Origin of the sequence: Microbacterium paraoxydans, from assembly GCF_900105335.1 — a bacterium.
In the GTDB taxonomy this organism is placed as follows: Bacteria; Actinomycetota; Actinomycetes; order Actinomycetales; family Microbacteriaceae; genus Microbacterium; species Microbacterium paraoxydans.
Genome location: NZ_LT629770.1, coordinates 1,761,934 through 1,782,489 on the forward strand (window position 1 = coordinate 1,761,934; position 20,556 = coordinate 1,782,489).

Sequence of the window (20,556 nt, forward strand, 5' to 3'; positions counted from 1 at the left end):
GCCCGCGGCCTCAGATCGAGACGTCGCCGACGAGGTTGACCTTGATGCCCATGCCGTCGAACATCGCGGCCTTCGCGATCAGCGCCTTGTCCGCGGTCTCGGCGTCGGGCGCGTAGACGAGCTGCGCGTGGTTCGCCTTGTGCCGCGCCATGAACTGGTCGCGCGAGATGCCGTGCAGCACCACATGGGCGATCGGCCACTCCGGGTTCGTGGCGTCCTTCCGGCGCTGCGTCTCCTCCGCCGGCAGCTCGACGACCGACGCCCGGAAGATGTCCGCCTGCAGGACGCCCTCGGCGATGAACACCCGGGAGAGCACGACCTCGCCGGGCTTCGAGACGCCGTTGATCGTGGCGCCGCCGGCGGGGAAGAACACGTGACCCTGGCGCCACCCCTCCGCGTTCTGCCAGCCGCCGAGATGGGAGGCCGGCACCGAGCCGGAGATCTCGTACACCCATACGAACTGCCCGTCGTAGTCATCGCCCCAACGGACGTCGTGGAGAGTGTTGTCGGGGACGAGCCCCATCGCCCGCCAGACGCGGTCGGTCACGAGTGCATCGACGGCGACGCCCTCGTCGGCCTCGTTGAAGTGCGGGAACGCGCGCCCCTCATGCAGCACGCGGGAGCCGTCGCGCGAGGTCACCGGCGGGCGCTCGGTGGAGTTCAGGATGCCCTCCGCCAGGTCCGACGCCGGAACGAGGTCCTTCAAGCCCTGCTGGTACTGGATGCCGACCGCGTCGAGGCCGAAGTCGTCGGCGATGCGGAGGGCGGCGATGTACATCTTCAGCTGCCACTGCACCTGCTCGCGGGTGAGCTCGGTCGCGGCGTCCTCGCCGTAGCGGAAGGTCATGCCGCGCTCGATCAGCCAGTCGTAGGCGGCGTCGGCCTCCTCCTCGGTCACGTTCAGCATCTCCGCGTAGAGGGCCGACTGCGACAGGCGCTCCTTGTAGATGCCGGTCTGGTTGAGGAGCTCGTCGTCGAAGATGGCGTTGTACATGCCCATGCAGCCCTCGTCGAAGACGCCGATGATGGCCTTCTCGGCGCGCAGCTCCGCGGCGAGCGCCTCGCCGAGCTGCTTCTCCGGGCTGTCGGGCAGTGCGGGGAGCGGACGCACGTGGGAGGCGTCGTGGGTGATGGCGCCGGTCTCCGTCCACTCGCGGATGCCGTCGCGGAACCAGTCGTCGGTGAAGTCGACCGACCAGATCGTCGCGTACGGCTTGTCCATCTTCGTCAGGCCCGCGTTGAGGCCGAGGAGGCCGACGAGGCCGGGCCAGTCGCCCGCGAAGTTCGCCACCGTGAGGATCGGGCCCTCGTGCGTGCGGAGGCCCGCCAGCACGTGGTGCGAGTACTGCCAGACGGCCTCGGCGACGATGAGCGGCGCGTCGACGGGGATGTTCTTGAACACCTCGAGCCCCATGCGCTGGCTGGAGATGAAGCCGTGACCGGTCTCCGGGTCGACCTCGTTGGCGCGGACGACCGTCCAGCCGAGGTCGTTCAGCACGCCGGTGACCCCGGCCTCGAGCTCGACCTGGGTGGGCCAGCCGGCTGTGTTGGCCGACTCTCGGAGGTCGCCGGAGGCGATCAGGTACGCGGTCTTCGGCGCAGCGGTGGGACGGGATGCCGGGGTGGGCAGGGTGTAGGCGGTCATGAGTTCTCCGGGGTCGAGGGGGTGGGGGATCCGCCGCGCTGGGCGGCGGCGAGTTCATGGACGACGTCCTTCGAGCCGTCGTAAAGGCGCACGTAGCGGTCGAAGAGGGCGTCGGCGAAGGGACACAGCGCCTCGTCCGGGCGGACGGTGTCGGCGATGGGGTTCCAGTCGGTGATCGCGGGCGTGGCACCGTCGGCGGCCGTGGCCGTCGCCGCGAGGAAGGCGGCGCCGTAGCTCGCACCGATCGTGGTCTGCGGCACCTCCTGCACGAGCCCGGTGATGTCCGAGACGATCTGCAGCCACAGCCGTCCCTGCGTGCCGCCGCCGACCGCCACGATGCGGCGGATGTCGGCGCCGGCGGCTCGCATGGTCTCGACGTTGTGACGTACGCCCAGCGCCGTGGCCTCGAGGGCCGCGCGATAGAGGTCTCCTCGGGTGTGCCGGAGGGTGAGTCCGGCGATGACCCCGCGGGCGTCGGGATCCTGGATCGGGGTGCGCTCACCGGCGAAGTACGGCAGCATCAGCAGGCCGTTCGCGCCGGGCCCCGACTCCTCGGCCTCGGCGAGCAGCGCCGGGTAGTCGGCGCCGGAGAGGTCCTTCAGCCACGCGGTGAGCGCTCCGGATGTGGACAGCCCGCCGGCGAGGTTGCGCGTGCCCTCGAAGGCGCCGGCCGTCGTCCACATCGAGGGTGTGCGGAGGGTCTGCTCCCCGGTCGCGACGAGGAACATCGTCGTGCCGTACATCAGCATGAGGTCGCCGACCTCGTGGGCGCCGACGCTCACCGCCTCGGTCCAGGCGTCGATCGTGCCGGTGATGACCGGGGTCCCCTCGGGCAGGCCGGTCAGGGCCGCCGCAGCGGCGGTCACGATGCCCGCGATCTCCCCCGCCCAGCGCAGCGGCGGCTGCTCGACCGTCCCGGCGAACCGCTGCCACCAGGGCTCGTGCCAGCGCTCACCCTCGATGTCGTACAGCGGCGAGACCTGGCTGGCGGACTGGTGGTCGAGGACGTAGGCGCCGGTGAGCTTGCGGGCCAGCCAGGAGGCGGGCATGTAGAGCCGCCGCGCGCGCTGCCAGGCTCCCGGCTCCTCCTCGGCGACCCAGGCGATCTTGGGCCCACCGGCCTGCGAGGTGAGGGTCGAGCAGCCGACGCGGGTGATCTCCTCGACGCCGAGCTCCGCCGTCATGCGCTCGATCTGAGCGGTGGATCGGGTGTCCACGCCGTAGAGGATCGCGGGGCGCACGGGCTCGTCGTCCTCGTCGGCGAGCAGGATGCACGGACCCATGCCGCTCACGCCGACGCCCACGACCTCCGCGTCGGGCACCGCGGCGAGAAGGTCCGCGGCCAGCTCGACGAACTCGTCCCACCAGATCCGGCCGTCCATCTCGACCCATCCGGACTGCGGACGGGAGACGTCGTGCGCGCGGGTCGCGGTCGCGAGGATCGTGCCGGCGGGATCCACGAGGACGCCCTTGCTGCTGGACGTGCCGATGTCCACCCCGAGGGTGCAGCGCATGGTCTCTCCTTCGATACCGACGGTCCGTGCAGGCCTGCACCCAGGCTACGCGAAATCGATTTCACGATGCAAGGAGCTGACTGCTTCTGCACCACGAGGACCGATATCGAGAGTCTCCACGATCTTCGCCTCCGGCCGGAAAAAACGCCGGTTCAGCACCGGAATACCGTGACATCCTGACCCCTCCGATCGAGACTGGAGGCATGCCCTTGAACGACCCGCAGGTATGGACGCTGATCGGCATCTTCGTGACGACGATGCTCGGCGGCATGACCCTCATGACGACGCAGTTCGGTCGCGTGCTCCGTGCGGAGATCGGCGGACTGCGGGGAGAGATGACCGGCGAGATCGGCACCCTCCGCACTGATATGACCACCGAGATCGCCGGCCTCCGCACCGAAATGACCACCGAGACCACACGACTACGCAGTGAGATCGGCACCCTCCGCACCGACATGACCACCGAGATCGCCGGCCTCCGCACCGAGATGACCACCGAGATCGGCACCCTCCGCACCGACATGACCACCGAGACCACACGACTACGCAGTGAGATCGGCACCCTCCGCACTGATATGACCACCGAGATCGCCGGCCTCCGCACCGAAATGACCACCGAGACCACACGACTACGTAGTGAGATCGGCACCCTCCGCACCGACATGACCACCGAGATCGCCGGCCTCCGCACCGAGATGACCACCGAGATCGGCACCCTCCGCACCGACATGACCACCGAGACCGCGGGCCTCCGCACCGATACGACGAACGAGGTCAGCGGACTCCATGGGGCGTTGGCGGCGCTGCACGCGGCGATGATGCGCGAGGTCGGAGGGCTGCGCGCGGCGATGGGTGCGCTGCACGGAGCGATGATCGGGCTGCGTGGCGAGATGATCGGCCTGCGTGGCGAGATGACCGCACGGCTCGACGGCCTCGATCACCGCCTCGACCGATTGGAGGTGAAGGTCGACGATCTCGACAAGGAGATGACGAACCTCGCGGCGCGATTCTGGCGCTCGCAGTAGCGACGCTGCGTTCAGGCGCGCGCGGCCGCGCGCTGCACCTCGCCGGAGAGGACGATCGTCCGGGCCGGTTGCTCGTCGCCCTTGATCCGATCCAGCAGCATCCGCGCCGCTGTCACACCCATGAGGCGCGCGGGGAGCCTGACGACGGTGACGGCGGACGGCGACAGCGTCGTGAAGGGCAGCGACCCGATCACCGCGACGCCGAGCTGCGGCGGGGTGAGTCCGCGCTCCGTGAGGACCTGGATCGCGCCGACACCGATGAGGTTGTTCCCGGCGACCACCGCGTCCGGCGGCTCCGGCAGCGCGAGGAGCTCCTCCATTGCCGCGCGCCCGCCCTCGACGCGGAACGTGGCGAAGCGCTGGAGCGAGGAGAGGTCATGATCGGAATCCATCACCGAGAGCGCTTCCCGCCAGCCTTCCGCACGCTCCGCCGCAGTGTCGATGTGCGCGGGGCCACCGATGTACGCGATGCGCCGATACCCGGCGTCGAGAAGGCTCTGCGTCGCTGCGGCGCCCGCCTCCCGGTTGGCCATGACCACACCGTCGATGTCGGCGTCCGTGCGACGGTCCACCGCGACGACCGGCCGTCCCGTCGCCCGCACCGGCCCCAGATCCGAGTGCTCGTCCGCCGTCGCGATGATGACGCCCGACATGTTCTCGGCGATCGCGATCCGGAGGTACGTCGCCTCCTTCTCAGCCTGTGCGTCGGAGTTGCACAGCACGACGGAGTACCCCGCTTCGGACGCCGCATCCTCCACGCCGCGCGCCATCTCGGTGAAGTACGGGTTCTCGATGTCCGGGATCACCAGGGCGATGACTTCGGAGCTCTGGGTCCGCAGCGTACGCGCCGTCCGGTTCGGGGTGAAGCGCAGTTCCTCGGCCGCCGCCCGCACCGCCGCCGCCTTCTCCTCCGACACGCTCGTGCCGTTGAAGACGCGCGAGACCGTGGCCGGGGAGACGCCGGCCCGCCGCGCGACGTCGTAGATCGTGGCCATGGGCACCCACTGTAACCGGTTTCAGCCTCAGCTCTCCGCGAGGAATCGATCGAGAGTCGTTCCGAGAGCATCGAGCCGGGTCCGAGCCGCACCCGAGAGCGGTCGGAACGGACGACGACAGTCCCCCAGCGCTCCGGCACCTCCCGCACTGCGACCGGAGAGGTATTTCGCCGCGGGGAAGACGTCGATCGCGACGAGCTCGGCGATGACATGGTTGATCCGGCTCTGCACCCGCTGCGCTCCGACCAGGTCGCCGGCGTCGAGGAGGCGCCGCGCCGCCTGGAAGAGCTCGACCTGGAGCCCCACGGTCGTGCCGATCGTCCCGCGAGCACCGGCGGCGAGCGCGGGCACGAACACCTCGTCGAACCCGTTGATGTAGGCCTTGTCGGGGAACGCCGCCTTCATGCGCTCGAGGGCGTACATGTTGTGCGCGGTCTGCTTGAGACCGATCACGCGATCGTCGCCCAGGAGTTCTCCGGCCGTCTCGAGCGTGAACTCGGTCCCCGTGAACTGCGGGATGTTGTAGACGATGAGCGGGAGGTCCACGGCGTCCAGCACCGCGCGGTAGTGGTCGAGGACGGCCTCGATGCCGAAGGAGTAGTAGATCGGCGGGATCATCGAGAGGGCGGATGCGCCGGCGCGCTGCGCCCGCCGTCCGAGTTCGATCGCCTCCCGCGTCGACAGCGCGCCGACGTGGGCGACGACGGGGATGCGCCCCTCGGCGGCGCGCACGGCGGTCTCCACCACCGCGGTCCGTTCATCCGCCGACAGGAGGAGACCCTCCCCCGACGACCCGCAGCAGTAGATCCCCTCGACGCCGCGGGAGACGTAGTCCTCCACGAGCGTCGAGAGCAGCCGCGTGTCGACCGCCCCCTCCGCGTCGTAGGGGGTGGCGATCGCGGCCATCAGCACCCCGAGGTCCGCCGCCGTGGTCACCATGCGGTCCACCCCCCGTCCACGACGAGGTTCGCTCCGGTCATGTAGCGCGAGGCGTCCGAGAGCAGGAAGACCGCGGCCCCGTTGAAGTCGGTCGCCTCCGCCATGCGTCCGATCGGGATGCGCGCCGTGTAGTTCTGCCGGAAGGTCGCGTCCTGCGAGTCCCGACCGACGCCGGAGGGCGTGAGGGTGTTGACCCTGATGCCCTGCCGACCCCAGTACGTCGCGCAGTACCGGGTGAGGTTGTATAGCCCCGACTTCGCCGCCGAGTAGGCCACCGGCTTCACGAACGGCACCCCGGTCTGCTCCTCCTTGTAGGCGTAGATGTCCTGCACCGGCGACACCATCCCGTAGATCGAGCCGACGTTGATGATTGAGCCCGGCTTCCCGGCGGCGCGCATCCGAGCACCGGTCGCCTGCGTGACGAGGAAGGTGCCGACGAGGTTCACGTCGACCACCTCGCGGAACACGTCGAGGGGGAAGTCCTCGAAGGGACCGGAGACCTCGGGTGGCGCGCTCGGCTGGGTGTCCAGACCGGCGTTGTTGATCACGCCGTCCGGCGCCGCACCCCATACATCGACGATCGCGTCGAGGCCGGCCTCGACGCTGTCCTTCGAGACGATGTCCATGGAGACGCCGAAGAGGCGCGGGCTGTCGGCGATCTCGGGGAACGTCTCCTGCAGGCGCGCGGCGTCGACCGTGCGCGATGCCACGGCCACCCGGGCGCCGCGTCCGTGGAGCTCCCGGACGAAGGCCGATCCGATCTGGCCGAGGCCGCCGGTGACCAGGATGATGCGGTCGGTGAGGTCGAAGATGTCCGCCATGTCGTTCGTCTCCCTCAGCTCACCGCGTGCCGCGCGAGGTTCTCGCGGTCGTACTCCAGGCCGTTCCCCGGCGCTCCGGTCGGCACGAAGAACCCGTTCTGCGGCCGCTGCGGCACGATGACACCGAGATCGCTGAGCGTGCCGCCGTCCGTCATCTCGCCGAACAGGGCGTTGGGCACCGCGCAGAGCACGTTGGCCGTGAGCTCCATCACGAAGTGCGGCGTCATCGGAGCGTTGTACGCCCGGCCCAGGGCAGCGATGTCCATGTAGGGCGTGATACCGCCCACGCGACCGACGTCGGCCTGGATGAAGTCGCACGCGTCGGCGAGGAGGTACTGGTTGAACTGCTGGAGCGTGTAGACGTTCTCGCCCAGCCCGATCGGGATCGGCGAGCGGGCCCGGAGGCGGGCGTGCGAGGCGACGTCGTCCACGCGCAGCGGCTCCTCCACCCAGTAGAGGTTGAGGTCGCGGAACCGGGTGACCGCCCGGACCGCCTCCCCGTAGGTCCATCCCTGGTTCGCATCGACCATGAGCGGATACTCGCCCGCCGCCTCGCGGATCTTGGTGAGCCGGTAGACGTCCTCTTCGAGGTCCGGCTTGCCGACCTTGACCTTCCCGGCGGCGTACCCGTCGGCCTTCCACTCCTTGACCTGCTCGACGACCTCCTCGGCGGACAGGTTCAGGTTGATGCCGCTGCCGTACAGTGCGACCCGGTCGCGCACCTGGCCGAGGAGCTTCGCGAGCGGCTGCTGGTAGTGCAGCCCCAGCAGGTCCCACAGCGCCACATCGATCGCGGCGAGGGCGAGCGTCGTGGTCCCGCCGGGGCCGTTGTCGCGCAGGTGCTGCCAGGAGTGCTGCCAGACGGCCCGCGGATTGACCTCGCGGCCGATGAGCGTGGGGATGAGCTCGCGCAGCGCCGCCACCATCATCTGGCCGCCGACACCGGACGTGTGGCTGAAGCCGGTGCCGACCAGCCCGGTGTCGGTGGTGATGTCGGCGAGGATGATCTCGATGTGGGTCACCCGATGGATCTGGTCTCCCCACGGTCCCTTGGGGAGGGGGATGCGGGAGAGCTGGAGGTCGATCGATTCGATTTTCATGCGTGGTCCTTCCGGGACGACGAGGAGGGGACGGGAGCTTCAGCCTTTGACGGCGCCGGCGGCGAGACCGGCGACGAGGCGCTTCTGCACGAGGAGGAAGCCGACGACGACGGGGAGCACCGAGAGCACGCCGCCGGCGGTGAGGAGGTCCCAACGGATCTGGTACTCGCCGATGAACAGGTGCAGCCCGACCGGCAGCGTGCGGGTCGCCGTCTGCGAGGTGAAGGTGAGGGCGTAGAGGAACTCGTTCCAGGTGAGGATGAACGCGTAGGTTCCTGCCGCCACCATCCCGGGCCGCAGCAGGGGCAGCAGCAGGATGCGGACGATCTGCGCGGACGAGGCCCCGTCGATCTGACCCGCCTCCTCGATCTCCCGGGGGATGGAGTCCGCGAACCCCTTGAGCAGCCAGGTGGCGAACGGTGTGGCGAACGCGGCGTGCACGAGGGCGAGACCGAGCGTCGTATCCATCAGCCCCATCCCGCGCAGCTGCCCCTGCAGCGAGATCACGAGCAGCACGGCGGGGAACATCTGCGCGAGCAGCAGCCCGATCATGACGGCACCGCGACCGCGGAAGTCGAACCGGGACATCGCGATCGCGGCGCCGGTGGAGACCACGAGGGTCACCGGGACGGCGATCGCGGCCACGGTGAGGCTGTTCCGCAGATAGGTCAGGAACGGCGTCGTCGACAGCAGCTCGGCGTAGGAGGCGGTCGTGAACTCCGAGGGGATGAGGTTCGCTCCGGCGCCGGCGAGCTGGTCCCGGGGCGTGAGTGACGTCAGCAACATGACGATGTACGGCCCGAGCACCATCGCGAGCACGCCGAGGAGGGCGATCGCGAAGCCGGTCCTTCCCGCGAGGCGGCCGAAGCGGACGGGGGCGGTCGTCGTGGTCATCGCGTGGTGTCCTTCCGGGTGAGGCGCACGTAGAGCGCGATGAAGACGGCGAGGAACAGGGCCTGGATGACGGCGTACGCCGCGCCGGCACCGAAGTCGCTGGCCTTGTAGGTCGTGAGATACGACTCGAGCGCCAGGGTCGTCGAGGACGTGCCCGGCCCGCCGCCGGTGAGGATGAAGATGAGGTCGACGCAATTCGAGGTCCAGATCAGGCGCAGGAGCGTCGTGATGAGGATCGTCGGGAGGATGGCGGGCAGCACGACGTGGCGGAAGACCCCGACGGGGCCGCATCCGTCGATCTGCGCGGACTCCTTGAGCTCGCCGGACACGCTCTGCAGCGCCGCGAGGATCATGATCGCGAAGAGCGGGATGCCCTGCCAGACGTCGATCATCACGAGCGTCGGCAGCGCGGTGCTGTTCTGCGAGAGGAACTCGATCGGGGCGTCGATGACGCCGGCGTTCAGGAGCCACTGGTTGAGGGCGCCGTTGTTGGGGTCGAGGATCCACTTCCACATCAGGGCCACCAGGACGCTCGGCGTCGCCCACGGGATCATGATGAGCCCGCGGTACACGCCCCGCAGGGGGAAGCGGTTGTTCAGCATGAGCGCGAGCGACAGCCCGCCGATCAGCTGGAGCGCGACGGCACCGAAGGTCCAGAACGCCGTGCGGCCCAGCGTGGGGGCGAACTCCGCGGTGCCGATGACGCTGGCGAAGTTCTGGAACCCGACGAACTCGAGCACGCCGGTGAAGACGCTCACGTCGTTGAACGAGAACCAGATCGAGCGGACGAGCGGATATCCGGCGAAGACCGCGACGAGCACGATCGCCGGCGCGAGCAGGACGAGGGGGGCGACCGAGCCGCGGCGCGCGCGTCGCCGCGGCCGGGTCACCGGCCGGCGCGGGGCCGGCCGGCCGGTGACGACCGCTTCCGTGAGGGTGGAGCTTGCCATGTCGGTCCTCAGCGCAGCACGTCGGACATCTTCGTCAGCACGTCCTGGCTGCTGATCTCACCCTGGAACGCCTGCTGGATGAGCGGGTTCCACTCCTTCGCGGCGAGCTCGGCCACCCCCTCCAGCGCCGGCCACGTCTTGGCGGTGGGAATAGCGTCGACGGCGACCGCGAGCTGCGGGTCGGACGAGTACGCCTCGGTGTCGATCACCGACTCGAGCACCGGAAGCTGACCCTGCGGCGAGGCGGAGATCTTCTCCATCTGCGCCTCCTCGCTCAGCCAGGAGATCCACTCCCAGGCGGCGTCCTTCTTGTCGGAGCCCTCGAGGATGACGTTGCCGCTCATGCTGCCGAGTGTCGCGCCGGGCTTACCGTCGGCCGTGGGGATCGGGACGACGCCGAGCTTGTCGCCGAAGACCCCCTGCAGCTCCTTCAGCGAACCCGGGTGGTGGATCATCATGCCGGTGAGGCCCTCGACGAAGTTCGTCTTGACGTCGGCGAAGGCGGCCGTGATCGATCCGGGGGGCGCCGCCTGCAGGTCGGTGACGATGCGGAGGTAGTCCTCGTTCACCGCGACGCCCTTCGCGTCGTCCAGGACGACCTCGCCGGAGTCGTCGACGACCGACGCCCCGCCGGCGTACATCCACGCGAGCCACTGATCCTGTCCGCCCGCACCGCCGCGGACGTCGATGCCGTACCTGCCGTCACCGGTGAGGGCGGCCGCCGCGTCGAGGAGGTCCTGCTGGGTGCGCGGAGCCTCGAGCCCGAGCTCCTCGAAGTAGTCCGTGCGGTAGTAGAGGTAGAGCGTCGTGTACTGGTGCGGCAGCATGTACACCGCGTCCTCGCCGGGCAGCTGACCCGTCGCCCAGAGCGAGTCGACGACGTCGTCCGAGGCGTCCCAGCCGTCGACGTACGAGGTCAGGTCGGCGATGGCGCCCTGGGGCGCGAACTGCCCGAGCCACCAGTCCTTGCTGCGGGCGGCGTCCGGCCCGGTGCCGTTCATCGCGGAGGACACGAGCTGGTTCTGGTACTGGTCGAGCGGGATCGTCTCCAGCACGACCTTCACGTCGTCCTGAGCGCCGTTGAACTCGTCCGCGAGTTCCGTCCAGGTGGGATCGGTCGCGTCGTCCTGCCAGAGCCAGTAGGTGATCTCGACGGGGCCGTCCCCTTCCCCGGACGGGGCGCTGCCGGCACAGCCGGTGGCGAGGGCGACGACGCCGAGGGCGGCCAGGGCGGGGAGGATTCGGGTGGATCTCATGATGCGTACTCCTTCGTCGATCAGATGAGGGTCGTGCGAAATCGATTTCAAGACGGGTGCGACAGAACGCGCCGGTGCGGGGAGGGTCAGACCGGCAGCGGGGCCGTGGTGCCGAAGTCGATGTCCGGATAGCGGTTGCGGACACCGTAGAAGTGGGCGTCCAGCTCGTGGACGGCCCGGCGGGTGTCGCCGGCCTCGATCGCATCGATGATGCGACCGTGCATCGCGGCGATGGCCGGATCCTCCTCGACGGGCTCCTCGCGTCGCGCGGCGGCGAAGACGACCCAGAAGGACTGCAGGAACTGATCCACGAACGCATTGCCCATCGGCGCGAGCAGCCCGCGGTGGAATTGCTGGTCGAGCTCGGCGAAGCTCTCGTTGCGCAGGGCGCGCTCCACCATCTCCTCCGAGAGCAGCCGCAGACGGGCCAGGTCGCTCGGCTGCAGGCGCGGGATCACCAGAGGCAGCAGAGACGTCTCCAGCGCGTGACGCACTTCCAGGAGCTCGCGGGTGGCGGCCTCCGGGTCGTCGACGAAGCCGATCCAGCGGGTGGCGAGATCGGCGGCGCGGAATCCTCGCCAGACCCGGCGCGCCCCTTGCCGGGACACCACGATGCCGAACGCCTCGAGGACGCTGAGGGCCTCGCGGATGCGCTGCCGTCCCACCTCCAGCACGGCGCCGAGCTCCGCCTCTGTGGGCAGCGGGTCGCCGATCTCCAGGCCGGAACGCTGCAGGTGCTGAGCCAGACGCCGGGCGAGCGCGTCCGACAAGTCGGACCCGGTTACCTCGATCTTGTCTGACATGTTCCGTTCGCCCCTTCGCGATATCGGCGGAATTCCTGGTTCTGAGCCTAGACAGTCGTTGCGCTTGTCGTCAAGTGCCCTCTCACCCACGTTCACTTGTCCGACAAGCGAGCGCGGGCACACGCAGAGATGCCGCGACCCGAAGGCCGCGGCATCCCGTCGCGTGCGTCTCCCCGGATTCGCGTCAGCGGTGCGCGGCCACCACCTGCGCGACGGCCGCCCGCTCATCGGCGGAGGGTTCGGCGATGGCCATACGGCAGTGCGTGTCCACGACATCGAGCACGCGGTACGCCTCCTTCATCCGCGCCATGTCGCCGCCGATGAGCGCGACGACGTCGTCCACGGCGGCCTGTGCCGCGGCGATGGCGTCCGTGTCGCCGGAGCGTCCGGCGTCGGCCAGGGCGCGGAAGGGCTTCGGCGTCACGGAGGAGACACCCGAGACGACGCCCTGCGCGCCCGCTTCGACGGCCGCGATGAGGTCGCGGTCGGCGCCGGTGTAGAGCTCGAAGTCGGCCGGCACCACCGCGCGGTACGCCGCGATGTCGTCGAGGGAGAGCTCGCTCACCTTGGCCCCGACCACGTTCGGCAGGGCGGCGATGCGTACGAGCAGCTCCGGCGAGACGGGGTTCCCGCTGCGCGCGGGATAGATGTAGACGTAGAGGCGCCCCTCCCCCACGGCTGCCGATACCGCGCGGTAGTAGTCGAGGATCGCGTCGTCCGAGGCACGCAGGTAGTAGGGGGTGAGGGCCGCGAACTCCGTGGCCCCCAGCTCCTTCGCGATGCCGACCAGGCGCACGGCCTCGAAGGTGCTCGGCTGTCCGACGTGCACGATCACGCGCATCCGGTCCGCCAGCTCCTCCAGCGCGGCACCCACGAGCGCCCGGAACTCGTCCGCGTCCACGGCGGGGAACTCGCCCGTGGTGCCGAGGACGAAGGCGCCCTCGTTCCCCGAGTCGGCCACGAACCGGAAGATCGCACGCGACCCGTCGAGGTCGAGGGTCCCGTCGCGGTGGAACGCGGTCGGGACGGCGGTCAGGATGTCGTAGCGGGTCACTTCTCGGTCTCCTCGGGGGTCGTGCTCTTGCGGTTCTTGCGGTCGGCGCGTCCCCGGCGCGCACCGGCGTCGACGTTGCGGACGGTGGAGGTGAGCAGGTCGGGCTGCGCCGCGAGCTCGTCGTGTGCCTTCTCGATCTGCACGATGCTGTCGGTGTGGAGGATCGAGTCCTCCACCGAGGCCCGCTCTGCCCGGGGCGTGCGGGCGGCGCGGATCGCGGGCATCACGATCGACAGCACCGCGAGCGCGAGCAGAACGAGGGCGATCGGGCTGACGACCTCGAAGAACGGCCGCGTCGGCAGGATCGCCAGCGTGCGGGCGAGGTTCTCCTCGGCGAGCGGACCGAGCAGGAGACCGAGCACCACGGGTCCTGCCGGGACCTGCATGCGCTTGAGCAGCACGCCGACCACACCGAAGACGAGCATCGTGACGACCGTCGACAGGCTATTCGAGGTGGCGTACGTGCCGATGATGCAGAAGATGAGGATGCCGCTCCACAGATACGGCTGCGGCACGTCGAGCAGCTTGACCATGCCCTTCATCCGCACGAGGCTCAGCGCGAGCGACAGGAGGGTCGCGACGAGCATGATCCCGACGATCGAGACGACGAGGTCGGGGCGGTTGGTGAACAGCGTGGGGCCGGGGGTGATGCCCCAGATGATCATCGAGCCGATCATCACCGCCATCACGGAGTCCCCGGGGATGCCGAGTGCCATCGTGGTGGTCAGCGAGCCGCCGAGCGTGGCGCTGGAGGCGGTGTCGGACGCGGCGACGCCCTCGATCGATCCCTTGCCGAACATCTCCGGGTGCTTCGACGCCTTGCGCGCCCGCTCCCAGCCGATGAGCCCGGCGATGTCGCCGCCGGCCGCGGGGATGAGGCCGACACCGAGGCCGACCGCGCCGCCGACCGCGGTGGCCCGTCCGCTCTGCTTCAGCTCCGCGCGGTTCGGCCACCACCGCCCGAGGCTCGAGATCGGTCGGACGTGCGACTTCCGGTGCGTGAGGAGCTGGTCGAACAGCTCGGCGATGCCGAAGAGGCCGATGATGACGGCGATGAAGTTCACGCCCTCGACGAGTTCCAGCACACCGAACGTGAAGCGCTGGTCGGCCGTGGCGGCGTACGTTCCGACACTGCCGAGCATGAGTCCGAAGAGGCCCGCGAGGATGCCCTTGAGCATCGACTTGGACGAGATGCCGATCATCATCGCGATGCCGAAGACGACGAGCGCGAACAGCTCGGGCGACTTGAAGTAGTCCCGGGCGAAGCTGGCGATCGGCACGGCGGCGACCGAGAAGAGCACGAGCGAGGCGAGGATGCCGACGGCCGACACGATCGCGGAGATCGTCAACGCGAGACCGGCCCTGCCCTGTTTCGCCATCGGATAGCCGTCGAGGGTGGTGGCGATGGAGGCGGGAGTCCCCGGGGTGTTGATGAGGATGGACGGCACCCGGTCGCCGAAGTTCGCCGCGACGTAGATCGTCAGCAGCACCGCGAGGCCCTGCACGGGTTCGAGGGTCATGGTGAAGCCGGCCGCGAGCGCGACGGCCATGGTCGCGGTGATGCCGGGGAAGGCGCCGACCATGAAGCCGAGGACGAGGCCGACCGCCATGTACAGCAGGATCGAGATGTCGAGGAGCGAGTTCAGCCCCTCCAGGAGCGCGTTCACAGGGGGATCCTCAGGAGCATGCCGAAGACGACGTAGACGAACGCCGTGACGGCGGCGGAGTAGATGACGAGGCTCAGCCAGCGGCGGTGGCCGTAGAGGAGCATCAGTGCGGCCATGAGCAGGGCGCAGGCGATCGGGAAGACCTCGATCCGGTAGCCGAAGAGGATGACCGAGCCGAGGGACCAGAGCGCGATGAAGGCACCGGCGATCGCGATCGTCGCGATCACCCGGAGGACGCCGCCCGGCTGGATGCGCTCGAGATCCTCGCGTGTGGGTGCCGGTCGGGTGATCGCGACGGCGAGCAGGGCGATCGCGATCACGACGCCGGTGACGCCGATGACGAGCGGCCAGAAGCGGGCGTCGATCTGTCCGGGGGCGGCCTCGCGGCGCAGTGGGATCTGCGTGGCGAGGAAGAGATAGCCGGCGGTGATCGCGAGGGCGACGGCGGCGAACGCGATCTCGAGGGGTCGCGAGGCGGTCGCCCCCTCGTAGCCGCCCGGCGCGGCCGCCTCGGCCGCGGTGTCGGGGCTGGTCATGGTGCTCCTTCGTCGGAGGACGCGGTGGGGTCGGCGCGTACCGACCCCACCGGAGGTGTTCAGCCCAGGAGATCCTGGAACAGGGCGAACTGGTCGTCGACGAACCCGGTCCACTCCGCGGAGTCGCGGTAGACCACGAGGTTGCCGGCGTCCGCCTGGAACTTCTGGTAGCTCTCGGACTCCACAGCCTCCTTGACGGCGGCCTCGAGGGCGTCATGCACGTCGTCGGGCAGGCCGGCCGGCGCGTAGATGCCGCCCCAGCCGCCGAAGACGACCTCTTCGCCGATGGCCTCCTCGACCGTCTCGACGTCCTCCGCGTCCGGGTGACGCTCGTCGTTCATGACCGCGAGGATGCGGACGGCCTCGCCCTGCGCGAGGGCCTCGCCGAGTCCGGAGACGGCGGCGACGGTCTCACCGGACGCGGCGGCCGCGACCGCCGTGGCGCCACCGTCATAGGGCACGGGGGTGAAGTCGGCGTCCGTGGCCTTGCCGAGGCCGAGGGTGGCGGCCTCCCAGATCGAGCCGGCGCCGGAGTTCGCGACCGTGACCGCGCCGGACTTCGCCTGGGTCACGAGGTCGTCGAGGGTCTCGATGCCGCTGTTGGCGCCCACCGTGATGACGCCGGGGGCGAGCATGATCTGTCCGAGCAGGTCGAAGTCGTCGGGCAGCACGTCGGCGCTCTGGGTCGTGTTGAGCATCGCGATCTCGACCGGGGCGAACCCGATGACGTAGCCGTCCGGGTCCTGCGAGCCGACGTACTCCATCGCGAGCGCTCCCGCGGCTCCGGGCATGTTCTCCGGGATCACGCTGACGCCGAGGATCTTCTCGAGCTCGGTCGCGAGCGCGCGGGACGACAGGTCGGAGCCGCCACCGGGGTTGGCCTGGATGATAAGCCGGATGTCGTCCTCGGGATAGGTCGAGGCGGCCCCCTCGCTCTCGTCGACCTTCGTGCAGGCCGACAGCACCAGAGCGGTGGCGGCGAGGGCGGCGAAGGCAGCGGCCGCCCGAGTGATGCGCATGCGGGGCATCTTTGCTCCTCTACGTGGGTCGACCGTGTTGTCGACACCGCGAGGTTACCAGTGTTGACTGTTAACAGTCAACACTGGTACCGAGTCACCGCACGCGACACACGGCCAGGAGGTGCGGGCTCAGCTCCCGGATTCCGGGAACGGTGCTCCCGGCTCGCGCCAGCTGAAGGGCCGCCTGCGTGAGCGCCGTCTCCTCCGCGGGCATCCCCTCCAGCGACAGCCCGCCGGGCCCTTCGACGCCATGGACCTCCAGAACCTCGAGTCCGGCGGAGACGGCCTCCGCGGCGAGCGACTCCGCCGTATGGAAGTGCCCCGCCGGGAAGCGACCCCGCGAGGAGGGAGTCCCGCGTTCCAGCAGGGCGCCGTGTTCCTCGTCGAGATGGAGGTCGGTCACGCCCAGCGCGAGCTGACCGAATCCGACGAAGCGCGAGAGCCCTGCCGCGAACACCCACCCGCCGGATCCCACCACCCGTGCGGCCTCGCTGAGGGCCTGGACGCGGTCCGTGCGATCGGCCAGGTGGTACAGCGGACCGAGGAGAAGCGCAGCATCGAAGCTGTCCGCGGCGAACCGCAGCGAGCGCGCGTCGCCTACCTGTGCGTCCACCCCGAGCTGCGCCGCACTCCGGACATGACCCGGCACCGGGTCGACGAGGGTGACCCGATGCCCGCGGTCCAGGAGCGAGCGCGCATGGACACCCGCCCCACCTCCGACATCGATCACGCGACCCTCGGTGAGGTGATCCGCGATCAGCTCCTGGATGCGCTGGTGCTCGAGCGGTCCCTGCGCCGACCGGGTCGTCAACCGCACCGATTCGTCGAACTGCTCCTCGTAGTAGTCGCGGATCCGCTCGTCGAGCTCACGCTGGTCCATGGTCGGCCTCCGATCGGTAGGCCTCCATCATCCACGCCCGTCCGCGCGAGGGACGGCGCCAGGCGGGGATGTCCGCCTGGCGCCGTCCCTCCGCGTCTGACCGGCTCTAGCCGGCCGTAGCGTTCTCGTACGCCCGCATCGCGGCCTCCTGCGCCTCCTTCAGCGCGTCCTCCGGCGACTTGTCCCCGAGCAGCGCCGCCGTGATGGCGTTGTTGAGCTCGTTCTGGATCTCCTGACCCGCCGGCGAAGAGCCGAACGACTGCCCGTAGTCCACCACGTCGTAGTAGGTGGAGATGACCTGATCGAAGCCGGCGTTGCCGCTGTCGGTGACGAAGGTCTGGCGGATCGACTGGTCGGCGGACGGCGACCCGGTGAACAGCCCGGTGTTGATCCCGCCGTCGGTCTTCAGGGTCTCGGCACGTGCCTCGCCCGCCGCATTCCACGCGTCGTCGGAGGTGAGGTTCACCATCCACGCGCACGCCGCCGCGGGGTTCTCCGCTCCGGCCGGGATCACGAACGCGGTGCCGGAGGCGACCGAGAACGGCTCGCCGTCGGCGTTCCGGAACGGCACGGCCTCGAGGTCGATCTGGTCGGCGTAGGGGCTGAGCACGTTCGGATACCACTGCGCGTTCACCTGCGCGCCCACCTGCTGGGCGACGAACTGGTTCTGGTCGCCGAAGGCGTCGAACGAGTCGGTGAAGCTCTTGACGGCTGCGAAGCCGCCCTGCGCGTCGGTGATCTGCTTGAGCATCTCGATGCCGGCCACGTTGCTGGGGTCGTCCAGGGTGGGCGCCCCCTTCTCATCGTTGAGCTGGCCGCCCATGCCGAGGATCCACAGCCCGGCCTGACCGGTCGCGACCGGATCGAACCCGAGCCGCGTGGGTACGCCGCCGGACTCCTGGTACATCTTCTCGATCGCGCCGAGCAGCACGTCGGGCTTCGAGGTGTCGATCTCGTCCGCCGTCACCCCCGCCTCGTCGAGCACGGCCTTGTTCAGCAGGATCGCCGGCGGCTGGTAGAACTGCGGCACCGCCCACACCGCGTCGTCGTAGGTGACGTCGTCGACGACGAAGGGGTACCAGTGGTCCCGCGGCGAGACGTCCTGCGCCGCGAAGCACTCGTCGAGCGGCATGATGAGGTCCTGCGCGGCGTACGTGGTCACGTACCGGCGGTCCATCTGCACGACGTCGGGCACGTCGCCGCTCGCGATGCGGGTGGTGAACTTCTGCGCGTCGAAGGCCGTCGCATCGAGGTCGACCTCGACGTCCTTCAGCTGCTCGGCGGCGTAGTCCATGCGCGAGGTGCCGACGTCGTCGGCGTTCTCGAAGCCCCACGCCTTCAGCGTGCCGCTCGGCTCCGCCCCGAAGTCGGCGTCGGCCGCCTGGTCGTCTCCCCCTCCCCCGCCGCACCCGGCGAGGACGAGGACGGATGCCGCGGCGACCGCGGTGATTCCCAGCATGCGTGTGCGCATGACTGCTCCTTTCGATCTGTGGTTCGTCATCCCTTACGCCCCTGGGTCGCGACGCCCTCGATGAAGGCGCGCTGCCCGAAGGCGAAGAGGATGAGCATCGGGAGGGTCACCAGGAGGGAGGCGACCATGACGTACTGGTAGTCGCCGTGACCGCCCGCGGTGGGGCTGTACTTGGTCATGGCGTACGCGATGCCGAGCGGCGCGGTGAACTCGTCCACCGACCCGGCGTTGAGGTAGATGAGGGCGGCCTGGAGGTTGTTCCAGCTCGCCTGGAACTCGAACAGGAACACGATGACGAACGACGGGATCGACAGCGGCATCGCGATCCGCCAGAAGAGTCCCCAGGCGCTGGCCCCGTCGAGCCGCGCCGCCTCGAACAGCTCCCGCGGCAGGCCGAGGAAGAACTGCCGCTGCAAGAAGATGTAGAAGGCCGATCCGAAGAGGTTCATCCCCCACAGCGGCACCCAGGTGCCGAGGAGTCCGGTCTCCTTCCAGATGAGGTAGATCGGGATCATCGTCACCGCGCCGGGAAGCATCATCGTCGCGAGCACGAGGCCGAACAGCAGGCCGCGCCCCGGGAAGCGGAAGTAGGCGAACCCGAACGCCACGATCGAGCTGGAGATCGCGACAGCACCGGCGGCGAGCAGCGCGATGGCGATGCTGTTGCCCATCCAGTTCAGCAACGGGAGCTGATTCCACACCTCCACGTAGTTCTCCGGCACGAAGGTCTTCGGGATGAGGGCGTTGTCGAACACCTCCCCTCGTGGCTTGAAGCTCGCCGCGAGGAGCCACGCGAAGGGGTACAGGAACAGCAGCGCGAACAGCACGAGGATGACGTTCAGCACGATGCGGGCGATGAGGCTCTTCGGCTGCCGCAGCTGCCGTCGCCAGCGCGAACGGGTGGCGACGGTGGTCGTGAACGTGCCAGGGGACTTCTCGGGCTCCGCCTCGACGGGGACCTGACGCAGGGTCTGGGACATCAGCGGTCTCCCTCGTAGTAGACGAAGCGGTTGCCGACCTTCACCTGGATGAGCGTGATGATCATGATGATGACGAAGAGCAGCCACGCCATCGCCGCCGCGAAGCCGAAGTTGAACTGCCGGAAGGCCTGCTGGAACAGGTAGATCGCGTAGAAGAGGGATGCCTCCGGTGACGAATTGCTCTGATCCCGCCAGAACAGCAGGTACGCCTGGTCGAAGATCTGGAACGCGGCGATCGACAGCACGATGACGTTGAAGAACATGGCCCCCGAGATCATCGGGAGGGTGATCGAGAAGAACTTCCTGATCGGTCCCGCCCCGTCGAGCGAGGCCACCTCGTACAGCTCGACGGGCACGTTCTTCAGCGCCGCGAGGAAGATCACCATGGTCCCCGCGACGGTCCACAGCGTCATGATCACGATGCTCGGCTTGACCCATGCGGGGTCGACGAGCCACTGCGGCCCCTGGATGCCGAACACCCGGAGGAACTGGTTGATCGCCCCGGAGTTGCCGTTCAGGAGGAGGAAGAACACCGCCGCGGTCGCGACGGCCGGCGTCATCTTCGGCAGGTAGTAGAGCACCCGGAAGGCACCCGCACCCCGTCCGACGCGGTTGAGCAGCAGGGCGAGGATCAGCGCGAACACGATCTCCAGCGGCACCGCCATCACCACGTAGAACAGCGTGTTCGCGAGCGAGACGCCCACCCGCGGGTCCTCGAAGAGGTTGGCGTAGTTGTCGATGCCGACCGGGCGGGCGCTGTTCGTGGCGAGGTTGTAGCTGCTGAACGAGATGTACAGGCTGTAGACCATCGCGCCGGCCGTGAAGATGAGGAATCCGATGAGCCAGGGCAAGATGAAGAGATAGCCGGCGAGGGCCTCCCGGCGGTTGTACCGGTCCCGCTGGCGGGTCTTGAGCGGCATCCACCTGCCTCCTTTCCGAGGACGTGCAGACACGACACTCCCGTCCTGGCGCGATGGTAGATCCGGAGAAGCGGTTCTCCGCGGGGC

The 20,556-nt window shown here is 69.2% G+C and carries 19 protein-coding genes; 1 reads left to right on the plus strand and 18 read right to left on the minus strand.

Annotated features, from left to right (window positions below):
• Nucleotides 1-10: 10 nt before the first annotated feature.
• Nucleotides 11-1,645 carry a fucose isomerase gene (locus tag BLU02_RS08805; protein ID WP_060922291.1) on the minus strand — a complete coding sequence of 545 codons (1,635 nt, stop codon included), beginning with the start codon at nt 1,643-1,645 and terminating at the stop codon, nt 11-13.
• Complete coding sequence (locus BLU02_RS08810) at nt 1,642-3,159, minus strand: FGGY-family carbohydrate kinase (protein WP_060922292.1); 1,518 nt, start codon at nt 3,157-3,159, stop codon at nt 1,642-1,644. The genes BLU02_RS08805 and BLU02_RS08810 overlap by 4 nt, the downstream gene beginning before the upstream one ends.
• Before the next feature lie 203 nt (nt 3,160-3,362).
• Here BLU02_RS08810 and BLU02_RS08815 point away from each other — a divergent pair, with 203 nt between their 5' ends.
• Entirely contained in the window at nt 3,363-4,184 is an 822-nt protein-coding gene (locus BLU02_RS08815) for a DUF1640 domain-containing protein (protein WP_083370945.1), read from the plus strand.
• Nucleotides 4,185-4,195: 11 nt separating this feature from the next.
• On the opposite strand, the gene BLU02_RS08820 is transcribed toward BLU02_RS08815, so the two are convergent.
• The 16 genes from BLU02_RS08820 to BLU02_RS08895 all read right to left on the minus strand — a co-directional run bounded on the left by BLU02_RS08820 (nt 4,196) and on the right by BLU02_RS08895 (nt 20,469).
• On the minus strand, nt 4,196-5,179 hold the full coding sequence (locus tag BLU02_RS08820) for a LacI family DNA-binding transcriptional regulator (protein ID WP_060923450.1): 984 nt from the start codon (nt 5,177-5,179) through the stop codon (nt 4,196-4,198).
• A gap of 27 nt (nt 5,180-5,206) precedes the next feature.
• A complete protein-coding gene (locus BLU02_RS08825) occupies nt 5,207-6,118 on the minus strand; it encodes a dihydrodipicolinate synthase family protein (protein WP_082750167.1) in 912 nt (303 codons plus the stop codon).
• Nucleotides 6,112-6,939, minus strand: a complete 828-nt coding sequence (locus BLU02_RS08830; RefSeq protein ID WP_060923452.1) for an SDR family oxidoreductase — start codon at nt 6,937-6,939, stop codon at nt 6,112-6,114. Before BLU02_RS08830 ends, BLU02_RS08825 begins: the two co-directional genes overlap by 7 nt.
• 14 nt (nt 6,940-6,953) lie before the next feature.
• Nucleotides 6,954-8,039 carry a mandelate racemase/muconate lactonizing enzyme family protein gene (locus BLU02_RS08835; RefSeq protein ID WP_060923453.1) on the minus strand — a complete coding sequence of 362 codons (1,086 nt, stop codon included), beginning with the start codon at nt 8,037-8,039 and terminating at the stop codon, nt 6,954-6,956.
• A 39-nt stretch (nt 8,040-8,078) separates the two neighbouring features.
• Nucleotides 8,079-8,933: a carbohydrate ABC transporter permease gene (locus BLU02_RS08840; protein WP_060923454.1), complete on the minus strand. Its 855-nt coding sequence runs from the start codon at nt 8,931-8,933 to the stop codon at nt 8,079-8,081.
• Nucleotides 8,930-9,883, minus strand: a complete 954-nt coding sequence (locus BLU02_RS08845) for a carbohydrate ABC transporter permease (RefSeq protein WP_083370946.1) — start codon at nt 9,881-9,883, stop codon at nt 8,930-8,932. The genes BLU02_RS08840 and BLU02_RS08845 overlap by 4 nt, the downstream gene beginning before the upstream one ends.
• An 8-nt stretch (nt 9,884-9,891) precedes the next feature.
• Complete coding sequence (locus tag BLU02_RS08850) at nt 9,892-11,139, minus strand: ABC transporter substrate-binding protein (RefSeq protein WP_060921605.1); 1,248 nt, start codon at nt 11,137-11,139, stop codon at nt 9,892-9,894.
• Between the two features lie 86 nt (nt 11,140-11,225).
• Complete coding sequence (locus BLU02_RS08855) at nt 11,226-11,942, minus strand: FadR/GntR family transcriptional regulator (RefSeq protein WP_060921604.1); 717 nt, start codon at nt 11,940-11,942, stop codon at nt 11,226-11,228.
• A 184-nt stretch (nt 11,943-12,126) separates the two neighbouring features.
• Nucleotides 12,127-12,996: a dihydrodipicolinate synthase family protein gene (locus BLU02_RS08860; RefSeq protein ID WP_060921603.1), complete on the minus strand. Its 870-nt coding sequence runs from the start codon at nt 12,994-12,996 to the stop codon at nt 12,127-12,129.
• Nucleotides 12,993-14,663: a tripartite tricarboxylate transporter permease gene (locus BLU02_RS08865; RefSeq protein ID WP_060921602.1), complete on the minus strand. Its 1,671-nt coding sequence runs from the start codon at nt 14,661-14,663 to the stop codon at nt 12,993-12,995. Before BLU02_RS08865 ends, BLU02_RS08860 begins: the two co-directional genes overlap by 4 nt.
• The gene (locus BLU02_RS08870; protein WP_060921601.1) at nt 14,660-15,199 is read right to left on the minus strand and encodes a tripartite tricarboxylate transporter TctB family protein; all 540 of its coding nucleotides are present in this window, start codon (nt 15,197-15,199) and stop codon (nt 14,660-14,662) included. The genes BLU02_RS08865 and BLU02_RS08870 overlap by 4 nt, the downstream gene beginning before the upstream one ends.
• A gap of 59 nt (nt 15,200-15,258) precedes the next feature.
• Nucleotides 15,259-16,227 carry a tripartite tricarboxylate transporter substrate binding protein gene (locus BLU02_RS08875; RefSeq protein WP_025102657.1) on the minus strand — a complete coding sequence of 323 codons (969 nt, stop codon included), beginning with the start codon at nt 16,225-16,227 and terminating at the stop codon, nt 15,259-15,261.
• Nucleotides 16,228-16,312: 85 nt separating this feature from the next.
• The gene (locus tag BLU02_RS08880) at nt 16,313-17,098 is read right to left on the minus strand and encodes a class I SAM-dependent methyltransferase (RefSeq protein WP_060921600.1); all 786 of its coding nucleotides are present in this window, start codon (nt 17,096-17,098) and stop codon (nt 16,313-16,315) included.
• Nucleotides 17,099-17,204: 106 nt separating this feature from the next.
• Nucleotides 17,205-18,569: an extracellular solute-binding protein gene (locus BLU02_RS08885; RefSeq protein WP_060921599.1), complete on the minus strand. Its 1,365-nt coding sequence runs from the start codon at nt 18,567-18,569 to the stop codon at nt 17,205-17,207.
• 26 nt (nt 18,570-18,595) lie between these two features.
• Nucleotides 18,596-19,549, minus strand: a complete 954-nt coding sequence (locus BLU02_RS08890; RefSeq protein WP_060921598.1) for a carbohydrate ABC transporter permease — start codon at nt 19,547-19,549, stop codon at nt 18,596-18,598.
• A complete protein-coding gene (locus tag BLU02_RS08895) occupies nt 19,549-20,469 on the minus strand; it encodes a carbohydrate ABC transporter permease (RefSeq protein WP_060921597.1) in 921 nt (306 codons plus the stop codon). Before BLU02_RS08895 ends, BLU02_RS08890 begins: the two co-directional genes overlap by 1 nt.
• Nucleotides 20,470-20,556 lie beyond the last annotated feature (87 nt).